Below are 20558 nucleotides of genomic sequence, written 5' to 3' on the forward strand. Positions count from 1 at the left end.
CGGCGCTAGAATGGCTGGCGCGGCTTACTTGCCCAGCACGCGCGGTTGCGGCAATTCCGTGTGGCCAAAATCCATCATGGTCCAGCGCCCGCCCCAGCGCAGGCCCACCGATTCGGCCGTCACGCCATATAAACGGTAGCCGCGCATGGCCCAGGCATTTTTTTCAGAAATGATGAGCTTTCCTTCATGCATGAATGCGCAATCGGCGGCCAGGCCGTACTGGTGATAGCTTTGAAACGCCCTGGCGTTCGTCACGTTGGGGCCGGCCGCCGCCAATTGATCCTGGCGCGCGGGACTGCGATAGCCTTCCAGCAAGACCATGTCGTAGCCATGCACCTCCTTCATGATCTTGAAGACCAGCAGCAAACGCTGCGCGTAATCGTGGTCGAGCAATTGCCAGTTGCGGCTGGCGCCGCCCAGCAGCGGACGCAGCTGCGTTACTTCCGCCGTGGAAAACAGCAGCGGCGGCAAGGCGGGCGGCGGCACCAGCTGCTCGCCTTTCAGCAAGTCGCTGACCTGGTCGTTGATCGCGTGTTGCTGGTCGGCATAGCCGCGCAGGGCGATGCGGTCGCTGGACAGCCAGGCCAGCAGCGGCGGCACGATGACCAGCACGCTGCCTGCCAGGCTCAGCCAGCGATGCCGCCGCAGCAGCTGCCAGGCGCGTGCCATGCCCGAGCCCGTATGCCGCTGCACGCGCTGCCATTGCGCGCCGCCACCCCGCTGCAGCCCCTGCGCGCGCCGCTGCATGCGCCAGCCCAGGTTGATGAGCGTATGCAGCACGATGGCGCGGCCGCCGGGAAACAGCAGCAGCCAGCAGGCAAAACAGGCGAGCAGGAAATACATCAGGATCAGGGCGACGAACATGGGGCGCTCCATAAGGGGAATAGCCAGGGCCGGGCAAGCAATTGCTCGGCGGTATCGCTAGATCGTAGGCGCCCGCGGCCCGCATGAGCGCGGTTTACATCAAGGTCAGTCGAGTTTGATCCACTGCGGAGGTGATATTTTGTCTTTATTGAAAACCGGAGATGGCCAGGCACGCGGTCCCAACCTGCTGAGCAAGGCCGGCACGGCCGGTGCGCCATGCGACAGCAAGGGCATCCTGTCGCAGCTCGAACACGGCGTCGCCGCGCCCGCTGTCCGGCCCGCCCTGCGCTGGCGCCCTGGCTGGCGGCACGGGGCCGCCGGCGTGCTGTGCCTGGCGGTGCTGATCACGGCCGTACTCGCTTACTACACGGAGGCCAGCTTCCTGCCGCCGGCACCCGTCACGGCCACGGCGGCGCCCGCAGTGCCGGCGCCATCCGCGCCAACGGTGCCCCCGCACGCGGCGCAAGCGGCCACCATCGTCAATACGGCGGGACCGCCCTTGCCTGTGGCGGCCGCCGCGACAGCAAGCGTCCCGCACAAGACGCCGCCCGTACGCCAGGCCGCCGCCCGTCCACGCGGAGCAAAACCGGCTGGCGCGCCCGGCGACAGCGACGTCGCCTTGCTGACGGCGATGGTGGCGCATGCGCACCGGCAGGAAGGCACGGCGCCGCCCGTGCGCGACGTGGTGCTGCGCCAACAGGAAGAAGAAACGGCTGAGCTGTTGCGCCGCTGTCAGCAGCTGGGCCTGATCGAAGGCATGCTGTGCCGCTCGCGCATCTGCTCGGGCCGCTGGGACAGCGATCCCGCCTGCCATTGAGGCTGACGCGCCGCATGGAAGCTCAGGCGCGCTTGTCGCGGGTGATCCATACCAGGGTCTATCCTGGGTTTTTCGGGTGGGCGGCCGCGTCCATGCGGCCTTGCAAAAAGCCTTCCATCAGCGCCAGCAACGCCTGCGGCTGCTCCTGGTGCGGCGTATGGCCGCATTGCTCGACGATGGCAGGCACGGCGTTGAGGGCCTGCGCCACGATCGTGTCGACCTGGGCGGCGCTGCCGTACTGGTCCTCGCTGCCCTGCACCACCAGCGCCGGGCATTCGACGGAAGGCAGCAGGTACTCGATGTTCCAGAACTGGAAACCATAGCTGAGCCAGGTATCCGACCAGGCCTTGAAGATGGTTTCCGTCTTGTCGCCATGGTATTTCGCCAGCGCGCGCAGCTTGCCCGCGCCAAACGCCGCGTCCGCCACGCGAATGCCATCGAGCGTGATGCCTTCGACAAACACGTGCGCCGCCTCGGTGATGAGGCCGCGCAAGCGCGGCGGCTGCTGCGCCGCATAGATCAGGGCGATGCTGCCGCCATCGGAATGGCCGATGAGAAAGTGATCCTGCCCCGGCAGCAGTGCGGCGAGCACCTGCGGCAACTCGCACAGCGCGTAGTCGTGCAAATAATGGAGCTGGCGCCGCGCCGCCAGCGGCGACGACTGTCCATAGCCGTGGCGGTCATACAGCAAGCCGCGGCAACCCGTCGCCTGGCACAGCTGCGCGGGGAAATCTTTCCACATCGCGCAGCAGCCGAGCCCCTCGTGCAGGAATACCAGGCAGGGCTTGGCGGGGTCGCCGTCGATCAGCTCGTAATAGATATCGGTTTCGGCGCTCAGGTTCAGTATCGGCATGGGCTAGGCTCGCAACGGGTTCCGCATCGGCAGGACAGGCTGGCCTATTGTGCCATCGTCCGCAAGAGCATGCTCGTCGTACACGGAAAAATAGCCGCCTGGAAAATTTGCAAGCCGCTGTCCGCACGCTGTTTGCGTCAACGCAAATACCCGCTGTTTTTCCCCGCCCTGGCGGCCCTTTTCGCCACGGCGCGGGCCTAGAATTGGCTTCTCCTCCCTCGGAGCAGACGGCTACCTTATCAGCCTAGACGTGACACTGGCCGTCACGGCAACAGATAGGGCGTCTTGCCGCACGACGTCAGGCGCGGCGTCCAAACTATCGATCAGGAGTACATCATGGAAATGAAAGTAGAACATCGCACGGGCAGCAACCTGGCACTGGAAGAAACCGATGCGCCGACGGAACAGGAAGGCCAAAGCGCCCAGGGCGCGGCCGCACAGGACTTGAACCTGAGCCCCGCTGCCTTCACCACGTACTACACGTGGACGGCCAATGGCGTGCATCCTTCGGTCAACTTCGTCAATGCCAATGTGAAGGCCAATTCGCGCGTCTTTCTCAATATCAGCGAGTATGCCGCGACGCCCCAGGACCGCTTCATCGGCGCCGCCCGCATGGCCGTGTACAACATCGCGCCGTACAACGGCGGCTTCCGGGCCTGGGTGGAAATCTCCTGGGGCAGCCCGCTCAAGGTGCGTTTCGACGTATTTGTCGATCCCTGATCCGGGAAACACTGCGCGTACCCCCGCCACCAGCAGACCGGCATCGCGCACGTCGTTAAGGCACTGAAAGCTTGGATGGCGTGAACGGGAAACCGCGCGCGCAAAACAAAAGGGCCACGTGTTGCCACGTGGCCCTTTGCTACTGCTTGTTCTGGCTCCCCGACCTGGACTCGAACCAGGGACCTGCGGATTAACAGTCCGTCGCTCTACCAACTGAGCTATCAGGGAAAGGAGGCCGAATTATATACGCCAAAATTTCCCATGTCCAGTTTCAATCTGCATGGCCAGCAAAATACGCCGCCAGGGAACTAAGTAACCCCCAATAAATTATTGTGATTTCTGACTTCCATAACCGGCCCTCTGCGGCGTTGCCCGCTGCTAGCAGTGCTCGCACTGCGTCGCAGCGGGCGCCTTGCATAGCATCCGGTTCTGTTCGTCATAAATTCACAATAATTTCCTGAGGATTACTTAGCCTTGCCAGGTGGCTGGGTTCGTCTGCGCGGCGCCACGCAAGATAGTAGAATAGCCAGGCCTTGCTGACACGCAAGGCGCTCACGGCATGCCGGCAGCGGGGCGTCAACCACGCCGCCGCGCGGACATGCGCTTGCAAGGTTCACCTTGCCCCTGGCTGACTGCTCTCACCCGACATGACAGAATCAATCAAGCGCATCCCTCGTGGACAAGCCCGGCAGCGGCGACAGCTCGGCGGAAATTGCCGAGCATATGGCGGCCGCCATCGTGGCGCGCCAGTTACCGCCCGGCACGCGGCTGCGCGAAGAGGCGCTGTGCCGGCTGTATGGCGTCAGCCGCACCAAGATCCGCGCCGCCCTGCTCATACTCTCGAAAGACAAACTGATACGCATGGTGCCCGACAAGGGCGCCTTCGTCAGCCAGCCCACCGAAGCGGAGGCGCGCGACATCTTTGCCGCGCGGCGCGTCATCGAAGCGGCCCTGGCGCGCGAATTCGTCGCCCGGGCCAAACCTGCCGACTACAAGATGCTGGCACGGCACCTGAAAGCGGAGCGCCTTGCGCTGGCACAAGCGACGCCGTTGCGCTCGCAACTGCTGGGCGACTTCCACGTCTTGCTGGCCGATATCGCCGGCAACGCCGTGCTGCGCGACATCGTGCGCGAACTGGTGGGCCGCAGCTCGCTCATCACCATGCTGTACCAGTCGGGCCACGATGCCGCCTGCTCGTGCGACGAACACGGCCGTTTTCTCGACGCGGCGCGCAGCGGCGACGCGGACCTGGCGGCGCGCCTGATGGTCGAACACCTGGCGCACGTGGAAGCGGCCTTGCGCTTCGACGGCAGCGCCGGCGACGCCAGGAAAGACCTGGTGGCGGCGCTGCTGATGTAAGCGGCGCCAAAAAAAAAGGCCGCCCTGCTGGTGCACGGGCGGCCTTGTCACTGCTTGCTGGCGAACTGGCTATTCGCCCAGGTAGATGAACTTGAACAGGAAGATGGCGGCGATGATGTAGGCCACCACCGATACCTGCTTGCCCTTGCCCGTCAACAGTTTCAATACCGCATAGGTGATGAAGCCGAACGCCACGCCGCTGGCCACCGAATACGTAAACGGCATCATCAGCGCCGTGATGGCGGCAGGGATGCTTTCCGTGCTGTCATCCCAGTCGATGAAGGTCAGTTCGCGCAGCATCAGGCAAGCCACGTACAGCAGCGCGGGCGCCGTCGCATACGGCGGCACCGTGTGTGCGCCAGCGGAGCAAAGAACAGGCTGCCCAGGAACAGCAGCGCCACGGCGACGGCCGTCAAGCCCGTGCGGCCGCCCGCCTGCACGCCGGCAGCGCTTTCCACGAAGGCCGTGGTGCTCGACGTGCCCAGGCAGGCGCCGGCCGCGATGGCCGTACTGTCGGCCAGCAAGGCCTTGTTCATGCGCTCCATCTTGCCGTCTTTCAACAAACCAGCACGGTTGGCCACGCCCATCAGGGTGCCCGTCGCATCGAACAATTCCACCAGGAAAAATACCAGCACCACGTTGACGATGCCGATCGACAGCGCGCCCATGATGTCGAGCTTGAACAGGGTCGGTTCGATGGCGGGCGGCGCCGAAACGATGCCGTTGAACTGGTTGCCGCCGACGAAGAAACTGGCGATGGTGATGGTGAGGATGCCGATCAGGATGGCGCCCGGCACTTTCAGGCGGTCCAGCGCGACGATGATGAAGAAACCGAGGATGGCCAGGATGGGCGCCGCCTTGTGCAAATCGCCCAGCGCGATGATGGTGGCGGGGTTCGACACCACGATACCGGCGCTTTTCAGCGAAATGATGGCCAGGAACAGGCCGATACCGACCGTGATGGCCGTGCGCAGCGCGGGCGGGATGCTGTTGATGATCATCTCGCGTATCTTGAACAGGCTCACCAGGATGAACAGGCAGCCGGAAATGAAGACGGCGCCCAGCGCCACTTCCCAGCTCATGCCCATGCCCTTCACCACCGCATACGAAAAATACGCGTTCAAGCCCATGCCCGGCGCCAGCGCGATCGGGTAATTCGCGTACAGGCCCATGATCAGGGTGCCGATGGCGGCCGCCAGACAGGTGGCAACGAAGACGGAGTCTTTCGGCATGCCTGCGTCGCCGAGGATGGTCGGGTTGACGAAGATGATGTAGGCCATCGTCAGGAACGTGGTCAGGCCGGCCAGCAGCTCCGTGCGCACATTGGTTCCGTTGTCCTTCAGTTTGAAATAGCGTTCCAGGAACTGCATGATTAACCCCTTGTTTTGGTAAAACCGCGCGCCTGCTCTTGGACTATGCGCATCTTTTTTTCTTGCAACTACTTACTTGCTTACTTGCTTACTTGCCCGGCGCGCCGGCCGGCTTGAAGGCCCACCAGCGGCTGCCCGCGAAATTCCACACCAGCCCGATGCCCGTCGCCAGCACCTGCGCCAGCCAGTAATACCAGCCCAGCTGGTGTACCAGCAGCCACATCAGGCCCGTATTGATGCACCAGCCTATGCCCAGCAGGGTGAAATACTTGGACGCCGCCTCGCCATGCCCCTTGTCGCTCTTAAACGTGAAAAAGTAATTGAGGAGGTAGTTGACGACGGAGCCGAGGATGTAGCCGATGCCGGACGCGGCGGCGGCGCTGATGCCGGCCCATTCCACGCCGCCCCACAGCACGCTGTATTGCACGGCCGTGCCGGAAGCGCCGACGGCGGCGAAACGCAAAAATTGGTGATGCAGGGAATGGGACATTGTCAATTTTCAAATAAGACGATAACAATCGCCAGGATCGGGCCAGAATAAAAAATGGCTACGATTGCTCGTAACCATTTTTCAGCCTGCATTTTACTGCAAGTTGCGCCCAACGTTCATATTCGCCGCCGCTACTCCACGGCTCCGATGCCTATTTCTTGACTTGACGGCGCCGGCGCAGCCACACGCACAGCGCGATCAGCAGCAAGATGCCCACGATGCCGCCCGGCAGCATGAATGGCTGCGCCCGCGCCAGCAGCGGTTTTTCGCCGCCGCTGCGCGCCTGCGCCACGTAGGCGGGCGTGACGGACACTTCCGGGTTGCCATACTGTTTCAGCACGTAATTGGCGATCGAAGCGATCTGCTCGTCCGTCAACGGTTGCACGTACGAGCGCTGGTCGAAGCGGGGCATGAACGCTTCGTGCTCTTCCCCTTCGATCTTGCGCTCGACGCCAAACAGGATGGCCGAGACCAGGTTGGCTGGCGTGCTGCCGCCCGTCGCCGTGTTGTTGAACAGGGCCGGATAGCTTTGCCCCGTGCTGCCGGCGCCGCTGGCCGAATGGCAGCTGGCGCAATAGCCGGAAAACAGCACGGCGCCGCTGTTGAGCGAGTGGTGCTCGGTGGAACTGGCCATGCCGCGCAGCAGCGGTTCTTCGCTGGCCGCGCTGCCATGGCTGAAGGCGGCCTTGGTCTGCCCCGGCGCGCGCACGGGCGGCATCGTACGCAGCCACGCGACGATGGCGGCCACGTCATCGTCGCGCAAGAATTGCAGGCTGTTCTGGATAGCTTCGGCCATGCCGCCCGCCGCCTGTCCCTTGCCTTCCACGTGGCCCGTCTTCAGGTAGGCCGTGAGCTCCGCATCCGTCCACGCGCCGATGCCGCTAACCTTGTCGGACGTGATGTTCGGCGCATGCCAGGAACCGAGCGAGGCGCCCGCCAGGGTCTGGCTGCCGATTTCCGCCATCAGCGCGTTGCGCGGCGTATGGCAGGCGCTGCAGTGCGCCAGGCCTTCGGCCAGGTAGGCGCCGCGGTTGATCTGCGCGCTCTTGCCTGGATCTGGCACAAAGCGTTTATTGTCGAGGAACAAGGTGTTCCAGCCCAGCATCGACAGGCGCACATTGAACGGGAATGGCAAGGCCGTCTGGCGCGCCGGTTCATCGACGGGTTTGACTGCCTGCATGAAGTAGTAATACAGGTCGCCCACGTCCCCGTCCGTCAGCTGCGCGTAGCTGGTGTAGGGCATGGCCGGATACAGATGGCTGCCATCGGCGCGCACGCCTGCGCGCAGGGCGCGCGCAAAGTCCGCTTCGCTGTAATGCCCGATGCCGCCTTTTTTCGACGGCGTGATATTCGTGGCATAAATCGTGCCCAGCGGCGAGTCGATGGCGTAGCCGCCCGCATACGGCTTGCCGCCCGCTGCCGTATGGCAAGCCATGCAATCGGCCGCGATGGCCAGGTAGCGGCCCCGCTCCAGCCGCGCATCGGACTGGGCAGCGGCAGGCGCGGCCGGACGGTCCGGCGTCAGGGTGACGGGCGGCGCCGGCGGCACAGGTGGTAAAGCACGCGCGGCCAGCGGCAAGCCGGCCGCCAGGGTCAGGCCCAGCAAGAAACGGCGCATCATGCGGCCTCCCTTGCCAGGGTGCGGGCGATGTCGTCGGCCGCACGCAAGCCGAGCGCGGCCATGCTGAGTGTCGTGTTGACGACGCTGGCCGACGGCATGGCGCCGCCGCCCGGCAGCCACAGGTTGGCATGGTCGTGGGCGCGGCAATTGCCGTCGACGACGGAGTCAGCGCGGTTCGAACCCATGATGACGCCGCCCATGATGTGGTTGTTCGCATTCAGGCTGTCGGTGATATGGAATTCCACGGCGCCGAACAGCTTGCCGATGTGTTCCAGCTGCGCATGCGCGGCCTTTGCGCCATCGCGCACGTAGTCGCCCACGTCATAGTAGATGTCGGGACAGGCCAGTCCCAGCGGATCCTTGCGCGTCTTGCTCAAGGTCAAGCGGTTGTGCGCCTCGGGCAAGGGTTCCAGGCTGATCGACAGATCGACGCCGAACGCGGCGCGGCGGCGGATCTCGTCGTCGAGGTCCTTGCCCACCAGGCCCAGCTTCAGCGATTGCTGCGTAGCAGGTCCCACGCGGGTGATATTGTTCAGGATCATCTTGTTCGCCGAATACTGCGCGCGGAAGGCGCCGTCGCGCGGTCCCACCAGGCAGCTGCTCTGCGCGGGGCCACGTCCCGTCCAGATCGGCTCATTGGCGAGGAAGGTACAGTGGAAACCCGAGTGGTCCATCATGTTGCGGCCCACCTGGTCCGAACTGTTGGCGATGCCGTTCGGATTGTTCCGGTTGGCCGCCAGCAGCAGCAAACGCGGCGTTTCGATGCCATTGCAGGCAATCACGAAGGCTTTGCCCGTCGCCATGTGCGATTGTTTCTTGGCGTCATACCAGTGCACGGCCGTGACGCGGTTGCTCTGGTCCGTGTCGATGCGGTAGACGACGGCCTCGGCCAGCACGCCAGCGCCCTTCAGCTCGGCACGTTCCACGTGGTGGATGCCGTTGTACATGGCGCCGATGGGGCAGATCGGCTGGCAATTGTTGTTGCCGCAGCACGTGGGGCGGCCCTGCCATGGGCGCGTCGAGCGGCCTTGCGGGATCGGCACGGAACGGTAGCCGTGCGGATTGACCACTTCGGCGAAACGCTTGTCGCCATAGCCCCAGGGCACCATGTCCATCGGGTACGGCGCGCTGCGCTCGCTGGGCGACTGCAGCGCCGGATCGTTGGGGCCGGCCACGCCCATTTCCTGCTCGGCGCGGCAATAGTACGGTTCCAGTTCATCATAGGAAATGGCCCAGTCGCGCCCGACGCCGTAATCGCTTTTCATGCGCATGTCGGACGGCAAATGGCGCCAGCACGACGCGGCCCAGTGCCAGGTCGTGCCGCCCACCGTGCGCAGATAGCCTTGCTGGAAACTGCTGCCGTTGGGCCCGGACAATTCCACGTAGTTGTTCTTTGGAAAATACAGGGGCGCGGGCGCATTGTCCGCCTGCGGATACAGGCCCTGGAAGTCGGAACCGACGCGGTTTTCGAACGGCATGTTGCGCCAGTTTTCCACAGCTTGTCCCCGCTCGATGCGCAGGCCCGCTTCCAGCATGATCACGGAATGGCCTTGCGCGGCCAGCTGGTCGGCCATCATGGCGCCGACGACACCCGTGCCGACGATGACGACATCGGCGACGACGTCGCCATTACTCTTGAATTGCGGTGATTTCATTTTGCTTGCTTGCCTTTCGGTTCGGGAGTGCCGGTGGTGGCCGGGGCCGCTACGGGTTTTGGCGCCACGGGCGCGGAGACGCGCACGGCCGGCGGCGCCTTCAGCCACCACAGGGGGCCGTAATTGCAATAGGTCGGCACGACCTGGCCATCGGCCACCGTGCGGTACATCAAGGCTTCCGCATACGCGACGACGATGGACTTCGTGCCTTGCGCCGCATTGCCGGCGACGGTGCCCGTGTACCAGGCGGCAACGATGGCCAGCGCCAGCTCGCGCAAGCCGGCGTCCGCGGCTGTAGCGGCCGCCAGCAGCGCCTTGGCTTCCTGGCCCGTTACGAGCAGCGCGCCCAGCTGCGGCAAGCGCCCGGCGAAGCCGGGCACGTTCGTGCGCATGGCTTGCTCGATGCGCGCCGCCGTCGCGGCGGACAGGTCGCGGTGTCCCGTGATGGTTTGCGACAAGGTGTAGAACAGCATGGTCGCGGGCGCCGGGCCGGCAGCCGCAGCGCTGGCTGGCGCCTGCATGGCGGCCGAGAGCGGATTGCTCCAGAAACCGGCCTGCGCCAGCAAGGCGGCCAGGCCGATCAGGGCGTGACGGCGGCTGATGCGGGGAAGGGATGAAACGGATGATGCAGATGGTTCGCTGCCTGGATGGTGCATGAGACTCCGCAAGACTTATGGTTTTATTGACTTCGATGATTGCGTTACATTGCATATGAGCATATGGAACCGGTTCCATATTATCCTACAGAAGTAAATTGTCTGCCAATGTAGTATTACTACTGAGAATTTTCCTTGTGCGATTCCGCCGTTTCGCGCAGGCGAAACGCCAGGCCCGGCTGGCCGCCCAGGCGGTAATGGAAATCGAGCACGCTGCCGCCGGCCAGGGCAGGCTTGCCCGGCAACGCCAGCGGGAGGTTCAGGCTGCAATCATGGTCGCCCAGGACGATATCGCCATGCACGCGGATGCGCGTCAGCAAGCGCGGCGCCTGCTCCAGCACGTCTGGCAAGCGGATGCTGGCGGCCGGCAGGCGGCCGCCCTGCCCGTCCTGTGCGTCCCGCCAGGCGCGCATAGCGTCACCATCGAGGGCAAACACGCGCCCCCAGTCGGCGCACGGTTCGCCGGGGCTGCGCCGGTCCAGGCCCAGGTGCACGGTGACGGCCGCCGGCAGCAGCGCCGCCCCGGGCGCCTGCGCGTGCAGATTGCGCAGGATGGCCACCTGCGGCTCCTTGCCCAGCGCCGTATTCATGGTTTCGCTGACGATCACGTCCGGCATGGCGCCGGCAGGAATGTGCCAGGCGGCCGCGTCGGCGCAAACATACGCGGCAACGTGGCCGTCCAGGCCCAGGGCTGCAATCAGCTCGCGCGCATACGCCAGGGTTTCGGCATGCACGTCGAGGATGGCAAACTGCACCTGGCTGGCATCGAACACGGCCATCACGGGCAAGGCCAGCAAGGCGAATGGCCCGCAGCCCGCATACAGCACGCGCACGGGCCGCCCGCCGCCCACGTCCAGCCGCTCGCGCACGGCCAGCGCCAGGCCCTGGATGAAGGCGGCGCTGCGGTAGGGCTCACGCGCGCACAGCCCCGCCTGCACGGGCGAGATGGCCCAGCCGCTGGGCAGGAAACTCTCGCCATCGCGCAAGCCATCCTGCCGGTCCATGGACAGGCGCGAGTGGCGCTCGACGAGCTGGCGCAGCCGCACCGTTTCGCCGACCAGGCTGGCCAGGGAGCGCCGCGGATCGCACAGGGCGGCCGCAAGGGCGGCCAGTTCCGCGCGTGCCGGCGTCATGCGCAGCTCCGCTGGCGGAGCGGGATACGGACAGAATGCATGCGGCCTCCTTGAAATGATTGCAAGTACGGGGAAAAATTGGCAGCATAGCAAATAAATAAACGCCTGCGCATTTGCCGCCATCCGCTATCAGCCGCCAAACCTACCGGAGCACCGATGCACGCCTTGCCGCTTTCCGCCCCCTACCAGTTGCGCGCCCAGCGCGACGACGACGATGACTTTGCCGCCGCGCTATACAGCTCCACGCGCGACGACCTGCGCCAGATGCCGGCCGAGCCCGCCGTCATCGAACAGCTGGTCGCCATGCAGCGGCGCATGCAAAGCCACGGCTACCGGCAAGCGTATCCGCACGCCGCATATCTGGTGTTGCAGCACGGCGACACCCCCATCGGCCGCCTGATCCTGGACCGCCAGGATCAGGTGCTGCACCTGGTCGATATCGCCATCCTGCCCGCCGCGCAAGGCCAGGGCGCCGGCAGCGCCGTGCTGCGCGGCCTGCAGGCGCAAGCGGGCGCGGAGCATTGCCGCATCCACCTTGCCGTCAACAAAAGCAACGCCGCCGCGCGCGCGCTGTACCAGCGGCTGGGTTTTCGCCTGCGCGGGGAAAACGACGTCCAGGAACAGCTGGAATGGAGCGCGCCGTAGTGCCGGCGCCCGGCACGCCCAGCACCTGGCTGCAGTTGCCGCTACGCTTTGACGTGGCGCGCCTGCAGCGCGACAGCGACCAGTTCGCCGCCAGCGAATGGATCAGCCATTTCAATACGGGCGCCTACGACAGCGGCTGGAGCTGCGTGCCGCTGCGTTCGGCCGGCGGCCAGGCCAGCCACATCATGCCCGTCGACGGCGCCGCCTACGCCGCCACGCCGCAACTGGCGCGCTGTCCCGGCCTGCGCGATGTGCTCGCCAGCTTTGCCTGCGAGATCAACTCTGCGCGCCTGCTGGCGCTGGCGCCGGGCGCCCTCATCCGCGCGCACCGCGACGCTGGCACGTCGCTGGCTGATGGCTTGATCCGCATCCACATCCCCATCCACACCTCGCCGCAGGTGCTGTTTACCGTCGATGGCGAGAGCGTGCATTTCACGGCCGGGCACGCCTGGTACATGGATGCCAGCTGCCTGCACGCGGTACACAACCAGGGAAGCGCGCCGCGCATCCACCTCGTGCTGGACTGCGTCACCAACGCCTGGCTCGAAGCACTGTTCGCCGCCGCCGGCTTCGTGCCGAAAGCGCCCCCCAAATATGGCGACCCCGGCATCAATGATGGCAATGTGCGGGCCGTCATCGCCCAACTGCGACTGTCCCCCTCGCCTGCCAGCCTGGCGCTGGCCAGGGAATTGGCCGCGCTGGCCGACGGGAGCGCGCCATGAGCGCCGCGCCGGGCCTTGCCCAGCAAGAACGTCTGCTGGCCAGGGGCGAGACGGTAGCGTGGCACGAGGGCATGGATCTGCGCGGCTGGTATCCGCTGTACGTGGAACGCGATGATGTGCTGGCCGGCGGCGCCCTGTGCTGGCGCGACCTGGGAGAAACGGTCTTCAGCGACGCCTTCTTCGTCAATACGCTGGCGCGTCAGCCGCATGAGGAGCGCCGCGTCTGCCGCACGCCGCTGGCGGCGCTGACTACGCTCGCCGATGGCCTGGCGCCAGACGTTTTCATTTTTCACGTCTCGCGCTGCGGTTCGACCCTGCTGAGCCGGCTGCTGGCATCCTTGCCGCAATGCATAGTCATGTCCGAGCCGCCCGTCATCGACTCGCTGCTGCGCCTGTATCACGACAGCGGCGACGCGGCTGCCTGCATCACCCTGCTGCGCCAGGCCATCCTGGCACTGGGCCAGCGCCGCTCCGGCGCGGAGACCCACCTTGTCATCAAAGCTGGACTGCTGGCACATCCACAGCCTGGACTTGCTGCGGCAAGCGTTCCCCGCCACGCCCTGCCTGTTCGTCTACCGCGAACCGCTGGCCGTGCTCGCCTCGCACCAGCGCCAGCGCGGTCCGCAAATGGTGCCCGGCATGCTGCATCCGGCACAGCTGCCGCTGCCCGCGCACCAGCTGGCGCCCGGCGATCTCGATGGTTATACGGGCCTGGTGCTGGCCAGCCTGTTCGACGCCGCACGGCCCCATGCGGCCGCCGGCCAGTTGCAGTTAATCAACTACAGCCAATTGCCGGACTTCCTGTTCAGCGACTTGCTGCCCCGCCTCGGCATCGCCCCCACGGCCGCGCAGTTGCAGACGATGCGCGCACGGGGCGGCGTGCATGCGAAATACGGCACGCCCTATCACGGCGATGCGCCCGTGGCCGCGGCCGGCCTGCCTGACCGCCATCGCCGCGCAGCTGCAGCCGGCCTATCAAATGCTGGAAGCGCTACGTCTGCATGCGGAGCAACGCAAATACTTTCCATAAAAACAATTTTCTAACAAGGAGACATATCGACGTACCCGATGGAGACCATGCGACATCTAGCTGCTCAACTGCGGCGCCCTTGCAAGCAACCTGAAACTGACCCTCACACCATGATAAAAAAAATGACATTGGCAGTACTCTTTACCGCCCTGCTTCCCTTCTGCGCATGCCAGGCGCAAGCCTTGGCGGAAGCGAAACCCGTTTCCACGGAAGTCAGCACCACCCTGACGCCCGACATCGGCGGCATCAAGCAAGTAGTGGAAATCAGGACGGACGATGTGAACAAACCCGTCCTGCTGTTTTTATCGGGCGGCCCGGGAAGCTCCATGATCAAGGGCGCGGATGCCTTTACGAATATCCTGAAAAGCAGATTTACGATTGTGCAATGGGATCAGCGGGACGCGGGCAAAACCCTGAAACTGAATCCGTCGCCCACGCAGCCATCCGTCGGGCAAATGGAGCAGGACACGTATCAAGTCATCCAATTTCTGCGCAAGGAATTAAAACAGGACAAGATATACTTGCTGCTGGGCAGTTCCTGGGGCAACGTCCTGGGCTTTTATATCGTCAAGCATCACCCGGAACTGCTGCATGCCTATTTCGCGTCGAATCCTGTTGTGAGCCAGCTGGAAAGCGAGAAGGAATTGCTGCAAGCCTTGAAAGCGCACTTCAAGGACAATGCCGCCGCCAGTCAGGAGCTGGACAGCATCAGTTTTCCGTTTGCCAGTGACGAAAGCATGTTCTATTTGAGGAAATGGCTTTTCTACAAGGATGGCAAGGCATTTGCCACGAGCGAGGGCTTCAAGACGGGCTTTCTGCAATGGTCAAAGACCTGGTCGCCCGTCTGGAACGAGGTCATGCACATCGATCTGCCGAAGACCTTGAAGAGCGTCGACTGCCCCGTGTATTTCTTCGTCGGCAAGAACGACATCCAGACCTCGACCAGAATCACGCAAGCGTATTTCGACACCTTGAAGGCGCCAAAGAAGGGGCTGTTTTTCTTTGACCATTCCGGGCATCAGATACACCAGGATGAACCGGTGCAATTTCAAGAGGCCATCATCAAGACATTGGATGCGGCTGCCAAGTCCTGATGCAACGTCCCGTAGCCTGGTCTAGTCGTCGGCAATGCTCGCAGCGGCCTTGCGTATCAGTGACGCCACCGCATGGGCTTGCGAAATGTAAATGGCATGGCTGCCGGCGACTTCGACCACCGTCGAGCCCGCGCGTCCGGCCATCTCGCGCTGCATCGCCGGTGCAATCATCCTGTCCCCGGTAGCGACCAGGTACCAGCTGGGCTTGTGCCGCCAGGCCGGCGTGGCGACCACGCCGGTCAGGGCGGCCACGCCCCAGGGCACTTGCGATGCCGCCATGAAGTTGGCCTTGTGCCTGGGCACATCGGCGGCGAAGGCAGCCGCAAACTTTTTCTGGTCGAGCAGCAGGAAGCCATCGTGCGGCGGCAAGATCGGCGGCACCGGTGCGCCAGGCGGGGCATTTTTCAGCAAGGAATCGACAGACTCCCCTTGATCCGGCACAAAGGCCGCAATGTAGACCAATGCCCTGACCTTGGGATCGTTCCCCGCTTGCGTGACCACGGCGCCGCCATACGAATGACCGACGAGAACCACGGGGCCCGGCGACGCGGCGATGACCCGGCCCGTCGCGGCCGCGTCGTCCGCCAGCGAGAGCGTTGGGTTTTGCACAATAGCAACGTGGCAGCCTTCGTCACGCAGCGCCCGGTAGACACCTTCCCAGCCCGATCCGTCGACAAAACCGCCATGCACAAGCACGATCGTTGCCGTCCCAGCACTGGTAACTTCATCCATTTCAGCCTCTCCAGGAAGTTGAAGGCGATGACAGGGTCGCAGACGCCCTGCTGCCTCCAGCTTAGCGCCGGATGCCTGGCGCGCTGTGCGGTGGATCAAGGGCCGGCGACATGGGTGTCATGCGGCCCCTGAAACGCAAAAAGCCCAACCGGTGAAGGCTGGGCTTTTCGATACTGCTGATGTTCTGGCTCCCCGACCTGGACTCGAACCAGGGACCTGCGGATTAACAGTCCGTCGCTCTACCAACTGAGCTATCAGGGAAAAGAGGCCGCATTTTATAGGGCAAACTTTCAGATGTCCAGACTTCGCCAGCGAAAAGTGCATTTTTCCCTCGCTCGCCGGCGCGTTGCCGTTCAGCCGGGATTTTCCTGGGGGCTATAGTCAACGACCAGCACCCGTCCCAGCCATGGCTTGAGCAGCTCGACAAAGTCCAGGTGAGCCGCATGGGTCAGATAGACGTCGCGCGCGCCGGCCCCGGCAAAGGTGAGGGTAAAGCAATCGGTAAAACCATCGTCGAGGCCTTCCGGGCTGACGTTCGGCCCCCACTCGAATTGCAGGATGCCGGGAATGCGGTGTTTCAGCTGGGAAAATTCATACACAAGCTCGGCATGCTTGGCGGAAGTGATGCCGTCAAGGAAGTCGCACAGGACGATATGGCGCAAGGCGGAGGTACAAGTCATGGGAAAGTGCTCCTGAAGTGATGCATTCAGGATAGCGCAAAACGCGATCACGCACCGGCCAGTCCTGCTGGCAGGGGCGGAAAACAAAAAAGGCCATGTTTTTCAACATGGCCTTCCGAATTCTGGCTCCCCGACCTGGACTCGAACCAGGGACCTGCGGATTAACAGTCCGTCGCTCTACCAACTGAGCTATCAGGGAAAAGAGGCCGTATTATATAGGGCGAATCTTGCGCTGTCTACATTTCCATAGGGAAATTCCTATCCCGGCCATGGCGCCCAGGCCCGCGGCGCAAAACAAAAAAGGCCACGTTTTTCAACGTAGCCTTCCGAATTCTGGCTCCCCGACCTGGACTCGAACCAGGGACCTGCGGATTAACAGTCCGTCGCTCTACCAACTGAGCTATCAGGGAAAAGAGGCAATATTATATGTCACTTGTTCCATATTTGCAAGACTTATACTGCATCATCACAAACACGGCCATCGCCGACTTTCTACTGCCATCAGCGCCGCACTTGCATGCAGCGCCGAAGAAGCAAGATCTTAAAGCACTTTGGCGATCGCGTCAATAACGATGTCGATATTGCGCGAATTCAATGCTGCCACGCAGATACGGCCCGTGTCGACGGCGTAGATCGACTGCTCGCGCAGCGACGCCACCTGCTCCTTGGTGAGACCGGAGTACGAGAACATGCCGATTTGCTGGCGCACGAATTCGAAGTCGTGGCCTGGCGCCTTGGCTTTCAGTTTTTCCACGAAGGCATTGCGCATTTCGCGGATGCGCACGCGCATGCCGGCCAGCTCTTCTTCCCACAGCTGGCGCAGTTCCGGCGTGGCCAGGACGGTGGCGACCACCTTGCCGCCATGGACTGGCGGGTTCGAGTAGTTGGTGCGCACGACGCGCTTCAGTTGCGACAGCAAACGGGCCGCTTCATCGGCACTGGCGGCGACGACGCTCAGGGCGCCCACACGCGCTCGCCGTACAGCGAGAACGATTTCGAGAACGAGTTCGACACCAGCAGCGGGCCGCCCGCGTCGGCAAAGCGGCGCACCACGGCGCCATCTTCGGCGATGCCGTTGGCGAAGCCTTGATAAGCCATGTCCAGGAACGGCACCAGGCCGCGCGCGGTGACGACACTGATGATCTGGTCCCACTGGACCACGCTCAGGTCGGCGCCGGTCGGATTGTGGCAGCAGGCGTGCAGCACGACGATGGAGCCGGCTGGCATGGCGTTCAGGCTGGCCAGCATACCGTCAAAGTTCACGCCATGGGTGGCGGCATCGTAATACGTGTAGTTATTCACAACGAAACCGGCGTTTTCGAACAGCGCGCGGTGGTTTTCCCAGCTCGGGTCGCTGATGTAGACCTGGGCACCCGGCGCGAAGCGCTGCAGGAAGTCGGCACCGATCTTCAGTGCGCCCGTGCCGCCGATGGCTTGCACGGTGATGGCGCGGCGCTCTTGAATTACGGCGCTGTCGGCGCCAAATACCAGTTCTTGCACCGCCTTGTCGTAGGCAGCCAGGCCTTCGATCGGCAGATAGGTGCGTGGGGCAGCCTGTTCGATCAGGATGGCTTCCGCCTTGCGTACGCAAGCTAACAGAGGCACCTTGCCGTTGTCGTCATAATAGACGCCAACGCCCAGATTGATTTTGGCGGGATTCTGGTCCGCGTTAAATGCTTCGGTGATGCCCAGGATCGGGTCGCGTGGGGCCATCTCGATGGCGCTAAACAGACTGGCAGAAACAGTTGGGTTCGTCATGATAAGATTGGATTCGATTGGAAGCAGGTTCACAGCGGAGTTGTAGACAGCGCCCCAAAATACAACGCCAGGGCCGCCAGCAGAGCACTATTCTAACAAAGGTCTGATTCACATGCCCGAATTATCTACCGCCAGCGAGGCGGAAAGCGCAATTATCTCTTTCCCGGACTCCCCCTTCAAGCTGCACCAGCCCTTCCCTCCGGCCGGCGATCAGCCCACGGCAATCGACCAGCTGTCAGAGGGGATTGCCGACGGGCTGGCCTTCCAGACCCTGCTGGGCGTGACCGGTTCGGGCAAGACTTACACCATGGCCAACGTCATCGCGCGCATGGGCCGGCCCGCCATCGTCTTTGCACCGAACAAGACCCTGGCGGCGCAGCTGTACAGCGAGTTCCGCGACTTTTTCCCGCAAAACGCCGTCGAATACTTCGTCAGCTACTACGATTACTACCAGCCCGAAGCCTACGTGCCGCAGCGCGACCTGTTCATCGAAAAGGATTCGTCGATCAACGAACATATCGAGCAGATGCGCCTGTCGTGCACCAAGTCGCTGATGGAGCGGCGCGACGTCATCATCGTCGCCACCGTCTCGGCCATCTACGGTATCGGCAATCCGAACGAATACCACCAGATGATCCTGACCCTGCGCGTCAAGGATCGGGTTGCGCAGCGCGACGTCATCGCGCGCCTGATCCAGATGCAGTACACGCGCAACGAGGTCGATTTCGGCCGCGGCACCTTCCGCGTGCGCGGCGACACCATCGACATCTTCCCCGCCGAACATGCGGAGCTGGCCGTGCGCCTGGAAATGTTCGACGACGAGATCGAATCAATCCAGCTGTTCGACCCGCTGACGGGCCGCGTACGGCAGAAAATCCCCCGCTTCACCGTGTATCCGGGTTCGCACTACGTGACGCCCCGCTCCACCGTGCTGCGCGCCGTGGAAACCATCAAGGACGAGCTGCGCGAGCGCCTCGAGTTTTTCCGCAAGGAAAATAAACTGATCGAAGAGCAGCGGCTGGAGCAGCGCACGCGCTTCGACCTGGAAATGATGGCGGAAATCGGTTTCACCAAGGGTATCGAGAACTATTCGCGCCATTTGAGCGGCGCGCTGCCGGGCGAACCGCCGCCAACGCTGGTCGATTATCTGCCGCCCGACGCCCTGATGTTCCTCGACGAGTCGCACGTGCTGACGGGCCAGCTGAGCGCCATGTACAACGGCGACCGCTCGCGCAAGACGAACCTGGTCGACTACGGCTTCCGCCTGCCCGTCCGCGCTCGACAACCGGCCCTTGAAATTCGAGGAATTCGAGCAGAAGATGCGCCAGACCGTATTCGTCTCGGCCACCCCGGCAGACTACGAAAAGAACCACTCCGACCAGGTGGTCGAACAGGTGGTGCGCCCGACCGGCCTGGTCGACCCGCAAATCATCGTGCGCCCCGCCAGCAGCCAGGTGGACGACCTGATGTCGGAAATCGTCGAGCGCATCAAGAAGGACGAGCGCGTGCTGGTGACGACTTTGACCAAGCGCATGTCGGAGCAATTGACGGAATACCTGGGCGACCATGGCATCAAGGTGCGCTATCTGCACAGCGATATCGAGACGGTGGAGCGCGTGGAAATCCTGCGCGACCTTCGCCTGGGCACCTTCGACGTGCTGGTGGGGATCAACCTGCTGCGCGAGGGCCTGGACTTGCCCGGAAGTGTCGCTGGTCGCCATCCTCGACGCGGACAAGGAAGGCTTTTTGCGCTCCGAGCGCAGCCTGATCCAGACCATCGGCCGCGCCGCGCGCAACCTGAATGGCACGGCGATCCTGTACGGCGACCGCATCACGGACTCCATGCGCCGCGCCATCGATGAAACGGAACGCCGCCGCGCCAAGCAGATCGCCTTCAATACGGCCAACAACATCGTGCCGATCGGCGTGAAAAAATCGATCCGCGAAATGATCGACGGCGTCTACAGCCCGCAGGAAGCGCGCGAAACGCTGCAAGTGGCGCAGGAAGCGGCGAAGTTCGAAGCCATGAGCGAAAAGCAGGTGAGCAAGGAAATCAAGCGCCTGGAAAAGCTGATGGTAGACCACGCCAAGAACCTGGAGTTCGAAAAGGCGGCGCAGGTGCGCGACCAGCTGCATGTCCTCAAGCAGCAGCTGTTCGGCGCACCGGGCACCGACAACGTGGCGTCGATCCTGGGCAAATAAACGGCCGGGCGCTTCGCCCAGCACCAGCCAGCTGCCGACGCCATCCCACTGAGTCCCTGCAGCTCGACGATTTCGCGTGCGCCGGCATTCAAAGGACATGGGGCTTTCGTCCACGCGCCGCACTTCCTGTTGACGATGGCCTGAGGCCGGATAGGAC

16 protein-coding genes, 4 tRNA genes and 3 pseudogenes are annotated in these 20558 nt (G+C 63.5%); 8 read left to right on the top strand and 15 right to left on the bottom strand.

Annotated elements, in window-relative coordinates; all coding sequences use genetic code 11:
- Positions 1 to 24: 24 nt before the first annotated feature.
- On the bottom strand, positions 25 to 864 hold the full coding sequence (locus ACQVLG_RS29350; protein ID WP_474292113.1) for a M15 family metallopeptidase: 840 nt from the start codon (positions 862 to 864) through the stop codon (positions 25 to 27).
- A gap of 139 nt (positions 865 to 1003) precedes the next feature.
- Between ACQVLG_RS29350 and ACQVLG_RS29355 the strand changes: the two genes are divergently transcribed.
- Positions 1004 to 1681 (top strand): hypothetical protein, encoded by a 678-nt coding sequence (locus ACQVLG_RS29355; protein WP_474292114.1) that lies wholly within the window; start codon positions 1004 to 1006, stop codon positions 1679 to 1681.
- 58 nt (positions 1682 to 1739) lie between these two features.
- Here the strand turns inward: ACQVLG_RS29355 and ACQVLG_RS29360 are convergent, their stop codons facing one another.
- On the bottom strand, positions 1740 to 2534 hold the full coding sequence (locus ACQVLG_RS29360) for an alpha/beta fold hydrolase (RefSeq protein ID WP_474292115.1): 795 nt from the start codon (positions 2532 to 2534) through the stop codon (positions 1740 to 1742).
- Between the two features lie 336 nt (positions 2535 to 2870).
- Here ACQVLG_RS29360 and ACQVLG_RS29365 point away from each other — a divergent pair, with 336 nt between their 5' ends.
- Positions 2871 to 3254: a hypothetical protein gene (locus ACQVLG_RS29365; RefSeq protein WP_230540322.1), complete on the top strand. Its 384-nt coding sequence runs from the start codon at positions 2871 to 2873 to the stop codon at positions 3252 to 3254.
- Between the two features lie 152 nt (positions 3255 to 3406).
- Here the strand turns inward: ACQVLG_RS29365 and ACQVLG_RS29370 are convergent.
- A tRNA-Asn gene (locus tag ACQVLG_RS29370) sits at positions 3407 to 3482 on the bottom strand.
- A 447-nt stretch (positions 3483 to 3929) separates the two neighbouring features.
- On the opposite strand from ACQVLG_RS29370, the gene ACQVLG_RS29375 reads away from it, so the two are divergent.
- Positions 3930 to 4613, top strand: coding sequence for a GntR family transcriptional regulator (locus ACQVLG_RS29375; RefSeq protein WP_474292116.1), 684 nt, complete (start codon positions 3930 to 3932; stop codon positions 4611 to 4613).
- A gap of 69 nt (positions 4614 to 4682) precedes the next feature.
- Here ACQVLG_RS29375 and ACQVLG_RS29380 read toward each other — a convergent pair.
- The 6 genes and pseudogenes from ACQVLG_RS29380 to ACQVLG_RS29405 form a co-directional block, all read right to left on the bottom strand.
- A pseudogene (locus ACQVLG_RS29380) lies at positions 4683 to 5983 on the bottom strand (NCS2 family permease).
- Positions 5984 to 6071: 88 nt separating this feature from the next.
- Positions 6072 to 6473, bottom strand: a complete 402-nt coding sequence (locus ACQVLG_RS29385; protein WP_070224166.1) for a GtrA family protein — start codon at positions 6471 to 6473, stop codon at positions 6072 to 6074.
- A 151-nt stretch (positions 6474 to 6624) separates the two neighbouring features.
- Positions 6625 to 8094 (bottom strand): c-type cytochrome, encoded by a 1470-nt coding sequence (locus tag ACQVLG_RS29390; protein ID WP_474292117.1) that lies wholly within the window; start codon positions 8092 to 8094, stop codon positions 6625 to 6627.
- Complete coding sequence (locus ACQVLG_RS29395; RefSeq protein WP_474292118.1) at positions 8091 to 9749, bottom strand: GMC family oxidoreductase; 1659 nt, start codon at positions 9747 to 9749, stop codon at positions 8091 to 8093. The genes ACQVLG_RS29390 and ACQVLG_RS29395 overlap by 4 nt, the downstream gene beginning before the upstream one ends.
- A complete protein-coding gene (locus tag ACQVLG_RS29400) occupies positions 9746 to 10405 on the bottom strand; it encodes a sugar dehydrogenase complex small subunit (protein WP_474292119.1) in 660 nt (219 codons plus the stop codon). Before ACQVLG_RS29400 ends, ACQVLG_RS29395 begins: the two co-directional genes overlap by 4 nt.
- A gap of 119 nt (positions 10406 to 10524) precedes the next feature.
- Positions 10525 to 11538, bottom strand: coding sequence for an SAM-dependent methyltransferase (locus ACQVLG_RS29405; RefSeq protein ID WP_474292120.1), 1014 nt, complete (start codon positions 11536 to 11538; stop codon positions 10525 to 10527).
- A gap of 156 nt (positions 11539 to 11694) precedes the next feature.
- On the opposite strand from ACQVLG_RS29405, the gene ACQVLG_RS29410 reads away from it, so the two are divergent.
- From ACQVLG_RS29410 to ACQVLG_RS29425, 4 genes are all read left to right on the top strand, one after another.
- On the top strand, positions 11695 to 12183 hold the full coding sequence (locus tag ACQVLG_RS29410; RefSeq protein WP_474292121.1) for a GNAT family N-acetyltransferase: 489 nt from the start codon (positions 11695 to 11697) through the stop codon (positions 12181 to 12183).
- Positions 12168 to 12905 (top strand): aspartyl/asparaginyl beta-hydroxylase domain-containing protein, encoded by a 738-nt coding sequence (locus tag ACQVLG_RS29415; protein ID WP_230542465.1) that lies wholly within the window; start codon positions 12168 to 12170, stop codon positions 12903 to 12905. Before ACQVLG_RS29410 ends, ACQVLG_RS29415 begins: the two co-directional genes overlap by 16 nt.
- 489 nt (positions 12906 to 13394) lie before the next feature.
- Entirely contained in the window at positions 13395 to 13949 is a 555-nt protein-coding gene (locus tag ACQVLG_RS29420) for a hypothetical protein (RefSeq protein WP_474292122.1), read from the top strand.
- Between the two features lie 168 nt (positions 13950 to 14117).
- Positions 14118 to 15029, top strand: a complete 912-nt coding sequence (locus ACQVLG_RS29425; protein ID WP_474292123.1) for an alpha/beta fold hydrolase — start codon at positions 14118 to 14120, stop codon at positions 15027 to 15029.
- A 21-nt stretch (positions 15030 to 15050) separates the two neighbouring features.
- On the opposite strand, the gene ACQVLG_RS29430 is transcribed toward ACQVLG_RS29425, so the two are convergent.
- From ACQVLG_RS29430 to ACQVLG_RS29455, 6 genes and pseudogenes are all read right to left on the bottom strand, one after another.
- Positions 15051 to 15761, bottom strand: a complete 711-nt coding sequence (locus ACQVLG_RS29430) for an alpha/beta hydrolase (protein WP_474292124.1) — start codon at positions 15759 to 15761, stop codon at positions 15051 to 15053.
- A 185-nt stretch (positions 15762 to 15946) separates the two neighbouring features.
- Positions 15947 to 16022 (bottom strand) — tRNA-Asn (locus ACQVLG_RS29435).
- A 92-nt stretch (positions 16023 to 16114) separates the two neighbouring features.
- Complete coding sequence (locus ACQVLG_RS29440; protein WP_474292125.1) at positions 16115 to 16441, bottom strand: Dabb family protein; 327 nt, start codon at positions 16439 to 16441, stop codon at positions 16115 to 16117.
- Between the two features lie 123 nt (positions 16442 to 16564).
- Positions 16565 to 16640 (bottom strand) — tRNA-Asn (locus ACQVLG_RS29445).
- A gap of 135 nt (positions 16641 to 16775) precedes the next feature.
- Positions 16776 to 16851, bottom strand: a tRNA-Asn gene (locus tag ACQVLG_RS29450).
- A 131-nt stretch (positions 16852 to 16982) separates the two neighbouring features.
- Positions 16983 to 18199, bottom strand: a pseudogene (locus ACQVLG_RS29455) (amino acid aminotransferase).
- 112 nt (positions 18200 to 18311) lie between these two features.
- Between ACQVLG_RS29455 and uvrB the strand changes: the two are divergent.
- Positions 18312 to 20401, top strand: a pseudogene (uvrB, locus tag ACQVLG_RS29460) (excinuclease ABC subunit UvrB).
- Positions 20402 to 20558: the final 157 nt, after the last annotated feature.

This window comes from Janthinobacterium sp. TPC_1 (assembly GCF_056037845.1).